A 5,813-nucleotide genomic window follows, 5' to 3' on the forward strand; every position below is an offset into this window, starting at 1 on the left:
CTTGCCATCGACTGCATCGCCGTCGAGGATGAGTACGGCAACACCCCGGCACAGCGGGCAGAACTGGACTGGCTGCTGTATAATAAGCCCTTGGAGTATGCCCAGATGGTGCTGAGAGGGGAGATGGAGCGTTATCTGTCGCTTGGCTGTGACCACGGCAGACTGGAAGATTAAGCCCCTATAAAGAACACGATGCCCACCGACCTATGGTTTTCGCCATAAGCTGGTGGGCATCTGTTGTTCTGGCTTATAATTCACTGATGGTTGCAGTAATGGGCTGCATGAGGATTCGCCTGACCGGATTATATACTGCCAGCACCACAGCCGCCAGCACGACTACGACAATCACGGCAAGACAGCCCCACGGCATCTGCCACGCTGCACCGAAATAATGGGTGATGAGCAGGATATACAGCTTCCGATTCAGCACAAGACCCAGCGCAATGCCCACCACAAGACCGGACACCGCATAGGTGCCAGCTTCGGCAGAGATCATGCGTTTCAGTTGTGCATCATCCATCCCGATGGCACGCAGGATGCCATACTGCTTCATTCGTGCCGACACGCTCATGGAAATGCTGTTGACGATGTTCAGAATGGTGATTCCTGCAATCACGATGAGAAACGCATAGACCACCAGATGGAACGCCCAGTAGGTGCTTTGTATCATCCGATTTCCTTCGATTCGGTTGGAAAAAACAACCTGCTTGTTTAACGTGTCGCTCAGCAGGGTGTGTATTTGTGCAATGGCTGCGTCTGCTGTGGTATCTTTTAGTTGAATATCGATCACCGCATAGCGGTTTTGCCCGGTCAGCTGATGGAAGGTTTCTTCGGTGCAGATAACAATCGGGGAATCGGTACTACTGAACGGGCTGTCGTTCAATACACCCACGACTGTGAGCTTTGCATCCTCCAGCTGAATGGTATCACCCACGGTCAGGGAGTTGCTTTTGTCGAATACCGTCAGCACAGGGTATGTGCCATCCTCCGGCTCCTGCGGAAGGGTTCCGCCAATCAGGTCTTTTTTCGCCCAGCCAAACTGTATCGTATCGTATGAAATCAGGTCGATGGACCCCTGTTTTCCCTGATATTCCGCCGGGAGCGGGCAATACATCCGCCCGAATACGTGTTTGACTTCCGGCAGAGCTTCCAGCTGCTCCACCAGCACCGGGTCAAGGACATTTTGCCCGGATGTTTCAGCCACCGATAAGTCCGGTGTGTAGGGCTGCAACGGATTCAGCGCAAATCCAACCCATCGAAGCAAAACCGAAAAGCTCAAAAACAGGAGAATGCTTAACGCAAAGGAACCTGTCATCAGAAGCAAGTTCTTTTTGGACGAGGTTGCATGGCTCACGCCCAAAGAAAGCTCTGCACGACTTCCAACCAACCGAGCATGACACGGAGAATCCGCTGCATTTTCCACCGCATTCCCAGTTGCTGCTGTGATCGGAGAAGCTTTTGCCGCCCGCCGTGCCGGAGAAGATGCCGCGAACCAAACCGTGATAAGTCCCAGCGCGGAACCACAGATAATACCGACCGGGCTGATGCCAAGCACTGGTAAAGTGCTGAACTCCTCGCCGATAAATCCACGCAGAAAGGAACACAATCCCCATGTGGAAACGATTCCCAGCACACATCCTGCTGGAACAGCAGTTTTACACCAGAAAAGAGCTTCCAGCCGGACAAGCATCCGAACCTGATTTTTTCCTGCCCCAAGACAACGCAGCATTCCATAATAGCTGGTACGCTGCGCTACATTGCTGTTGATGCTCCCTGTGATCATAAAAATTCCGGCAAGGACGACCATGCCAGCCAACACAGCCGCTACCGCATATAAGCCTACAATATAATCGTTGTTGCTGCTTGCGTTCAACGCCATCAGGTAAGTGTTTTCGGAGATTTTTTCTTCTGAAATTCCGTACTTGTTTTCGATGTTCACAATGGACTGCCGCAAATTGGTACGTGGCTTGAACTGGATGAAATACTGTGTTTCAAAGGATTCTTCTACCTGTGCGGCAATCTGAGAAAATGTACTGCGGTTCATCACCAGCACAACAGCATCATACTGGTTCGCATCGGAGGTATCCTCATTGAAACCTGCGACAGTAAGCGAAATGGTCTGTCCATCCGGGAGCGTCAGCGGAATCGCTGTACCGACCGTGACATCCAGCCAATCCCGGATGTTTGCTGTCACGAGCACTTCGCCATCCGCCGGGGCAGTGCTACACTGCATTCCCGGAAAGATTTGAAGGATTGCATCATCTGCTCCTACCAGTGCGGCACGTTTATCTCCGGCAAAGTAGTTTTCCGTAAGGGAAGCGTTGATGTCGCTGTACGCCGAAAATGCAGCAACATCCTCCTGTGCGGCAAGCTCTGCGGCTGTTTCAGGGGAGATGTCCTTTACCCTGATATGCCAGTTTCCGTTTTTGTTCAGCTGGTTTGAGGTTTCCATCCGAATCGCCATATCTGCCATACTGAACACCGCCGTGACCAGAAACACCGCAAGGACGATGCACAAAATCGTCATGCGGTTCTGCCGTCTGCGTACCTTGGCAGAAATCGGGATCAGGCTCAGATAGCTTTTCATTTCTGTGCTGCTCATTCCCGGCACCTCCCAAAATCGGTCAGGCAGCCGTCCGATACCTGCAACACCCGGTCTGCCGTCTGCGCAATGCTGCGGTTGTGGGTGATCATCAGGATGGTCTGCTCGTATTTCCGGGAGGTTTCTTTTAGCAGGGCAATGACCTCGCTGGTGTTCTGGGTGTCCAGATTGCCGGTCGGCTCATCCGCCAAAATCAGGGAAGGGCGGGTCATCAGGGCGCGACCGATGGCTACCCGTTGCTGCTGCCCACCGGAAAGCTGACTTGGCAGATGCTTCCGACGGTCTTTCAGATTCAGCACGGTCAGCAGTTCTTCCAGATATGCCCTGTCCGGCTTTTGGTAGTCCAGCAGCACCGGGAACAGGATGTTCTGTTCTACGGTCAGTTCCGGGATGAGGTTGAATGCCTGAAAGATAAAACCGATATTACGGCGGCGGAAGATCGTCAGCTCCCGGTCTTTCATGGCAAAAACATCCTTGCCATCAATCAGCACCTTGCCGGAAGTCGGCGTATCCAGTCCGCCAATCAGGTTGAGCAGGGTGCTTTTGCCGGAGCCGGATTCGCCAACGACCGCCACATATTCGCCTTTCGGCACTGAAAAGCTAACATCTTTCAGCGCATGGACAGCGGTTTCTCCGCTGCCGTAGGTCTTGCAGAGATGGTTGACTTCTAATAGTTCCATAGTGTATCCCTCACTTTACAGGTTCCTTCGATTCAGACGGATTAGCTCTGTCTGTGCAGAAAAGGATAACACGTCAACCTTACTGCAAGCCTACACGCAGCCTACAATTTTGTAGGAATCGGAAAATTCAGAGTAAAGGTCGTGCCCTTTCCCAGCTCGCTGTCTACTTCAATGGTGCCGTGATGGGCTTCCACAACGGCTTTTGCCAGCGGCAGACCCAGCCCGATGCCCTGTGTATCCTGTGAAAAGCGGCTGCGATAAAACCGTTTGAAGATATGGTACAAATCTTCCGGGTGGATGCCGCTGCCGTTGTCGCGCACTTTGATCTGAACCATGGACGGCAGTGCATTCCACTCTACCTGAATCGTATCTCCGCTCTTTGTGTGGTCAAGGGCATTCTTTACAAGATTGTCCACAGCTTCCTGCATCCAGTCACGGTCGCACCAAAGTGTAACCGCCTCTGAGCCGGACAGAACAAGCTTTTTCTGTTCCTGCTTGGCACGATAGTTATACTGCCGCGCGATGTCCTGCACCATTTCAGCAACATTTTCGTTTTTCTTCTCCAAGACGACCGAACCGGCATCCAGCCGGGTGATTTTGAGCAGATTCTGCACCAGCGTTTCGATGCGGTCCAACTCCTGTTCGGACAGGTCTGCAAACTCTTTGACCTCCGACGGCGAAACAGCTTCGTCCTGAAGCAGACCGTTGTAGATATTCAACGCCGCCAGCGGTGTTTTGAGCTGGTGCGAAATATCTGCAATGGTATTTTTCAAAAAACGCTTCTCCCGCTGCTCGTTGTCTGCGTGTGCGCTCAGAACTGCCGCCAATGCATTAACGGAGTGAAACAAACGGTAAAGTTCTCCCTCCCGGTCGCAGTCCAGTCGTGCATCCGGGTTGCCATCCAGACAGCTTTGGATTTGCTGAACTGCCTGTTCCAGAAGCGCGCTCTGCCTTTGGAAATAGCGAAGAAGCACGCCCCAGAGACAGCCGCCCAGAAGCAGAAAAACCAACAGTAATGCGAAAGAGAATGCGTGCGTCGTATGCCATACGATGCCCTGCGTGAGAGCCAATGCCACCGCCCAGACCGCCAGCACTGTCCGGAACAAAATCCGGATTTCCCGGTTTGCGAATACTTTCATACGGCACCTTTACCCATTCCATTTATAGCCCATGCCGCGGACAGTCAGCAGCATCTGCGGTTTGCCGGGGTCGTCCTCAATCTTCATCCGCAGCCGCCGGATATACACTGTTAAGGCACTGCTGTCAATGTAATCCCCATCGCAGTCCCACAGTGCATCCAGAATTTGTTCCTTGGATAGCACGGCATTCGGATGCTGCATAAAGAAGCAGAGCAGCTTGTACTCTGCGCCGGTCAGTTCCAGCAAGATTCCGTTTTTGTATGCCTGTCCCTGCAACAATCGGACGGTGATGCCATTGGATTCCAGCACTGTGTCTCTTGTGCTGGACGCATTTGCACGGCGAAGCAGTGCATTGACCCGCGACAACAGGACACCCAGCTTGAACGGCTTGGTCAGGTAATCATCCCCGCCCAGTTCCAGTCCCATGATGATATTCATTTCCTCATCCGAAGCGGTCAGAAACAGAATCGGCACGTTGGATGTGCGCCGCACCTTCTGGCAGAAATCGAAGCCAGAGCCATCCGGCAGGGAAACATCCAGCACCAGCAGGTCATATTTTCTGTCTGACCACAGCACCTCGGCTTCTGCCAGTGTCCGGGCTGTATCCAGTGCAAAGCCCTGTTTCTTGAATGCAAAGGTCAGCCCACTGATCAGGCTCAGGTCATCTTCCAAAAGGAACAGTTTTCTCATGATTCCCTCTCTTTTCTGCGTTTTATGTGTCCTACAGGTTCAAAAGCATTATAAGTTTTTTCTGCGAACATTACAATGTGCGAAACGGAAATTGTTTCTTGCCGTGTGTTAAATATAAGTCCTACTATCACCGCTTTACTGCAATAAAATTTGCAAAACCATCTTGACGCGCTCCGCAATCCATGATACCCTTTATCGCAAATCCCACCAATTTTGTAGAAAAGTACAGAGCGGCGAGGATTTATTCCCCATGAAGATTTTTACCGCCCCGCAACACATCCGATCTATTTTGCCGCCGATTCACCCGACAAAATCATCGCTGCGCTGCGTGGGCGGTATTTTTCTTTTTCACAAATAAAATCTTATGTAGTTGTTCAATCTTCCAAAATTTGTTTTTGGTTGTTGACTGCACAACTGCAAAGTGTTATTCTTGTGCTTGAAAGAAGCAGGTTGTAGTGTCCGCACTGCGCCCGGCTTTCTTCATACTGAACCTTGAATCTTACATAAGCCGTCTGAACGAGATACTGCGCCATGACCTCACACTTTCTGTGGGCGAGCCGGACAACGCCGCTGCAAAACAGGGGTAGGAACTGCGTTCGGCGTGAACGGTGACCACGAGCAGGGGCTTTGCCTTTTCACACGTTTTGCTCTGCAAAATTTTCAACGTGCATTGCGGTTCGACTTCTGAAATTTTCAGTGTTG

The 5,813-nt window shown here is 51.7% G+C and carries 6 protein-coding genes; 1 reads left to right on the top strand and 5 read right to left on the bottom strand.

Annotation, left to right across the window (positions count from 1 at the left end; genetic code table 11):
• On the top strand, positions 1-174 hold a 174-nt coding region (locus AAAU26_RS02365), incomplete at its 5' end, for a DUF6061 family protein (protein ID WP_349180902.1).
• A gap of 73 nt (positions 175-247) precedes the next feature.
• Here AAAU26_RS02365 and AAAU26_RS02370 read toward each other — a convergent pair.
• From AAAU26_RS02370 to AAAU26_RS02390, 5 genes are all read right to left on the bottom strand, one after another.
• On the bottom strand, positions 248-2,602 hold the full coding sequence (locus tag AAAU26_RS02370) for an ABC transporter permease (RefSeq protein WP_227619513.1): 2,355 nt from the start codon (positions 2,600-2,602) through the stop codon (positions 248-250).
• Complete coding sequence (locus AAAU26_RS02375) at positions 2,599-3,282, bottom strand: ABC transporter ATP-binding protein (RefSeq protein WP_005942816.1); 684 nt, start codon at positions 3,280-3,282, stop codon at positions 2,599-2,601. Before AAAU26_RS02375 ends, AAAU26_RS02370 begins: the two co-directional genes overlap by 4 nt.
• A 101-nt stretch (positions 3,283-3,383) precedes the next feature.
• Positions 3,384-4,421 carry a sensor histidine kinase gene (locus AAAU26_RS02380; protein ID WP_227619512.1) on the bottom strand — a complete coding sequence of 346 codons (1,038 nt, stop codon included), beginning with the start codon at positions 4,419-4,421 and terminating at the stop codon, positions 3,384-3,386.
• A gap of 9 nt (positions 4,422-4,430) precedes the next feature.
• Positions 4,431-5,111: a response regulator transcription factor gene (locus tag AAAU26_RS02385; RefSeq protein ID WP_227619511.1), complete on the bottom strand. Its 681-nt coding sequence runs from the start codon at positions 5,109-5,111 to the stop codon at positions 4,431-4,433.
• Positions 5,112-5,610: 499 nt separating this feature from the next.
• A partial coding sequence (locus AAAU26_RS02390; protein ID WP_349180901.1) for a hypothetical protein occupies positions 5,611-5,813 on the bottom strand: 203 nt, incomplete at its 5' end.

Source organism: Faecalibacterium longum, from assembly GCF_040094125.1.
GTDB lineage: Bacteria > Bacillota > Clostridia > Oscillospirales > Ruminococcaceae > Faecalibacterium > Faecalibacterium longum.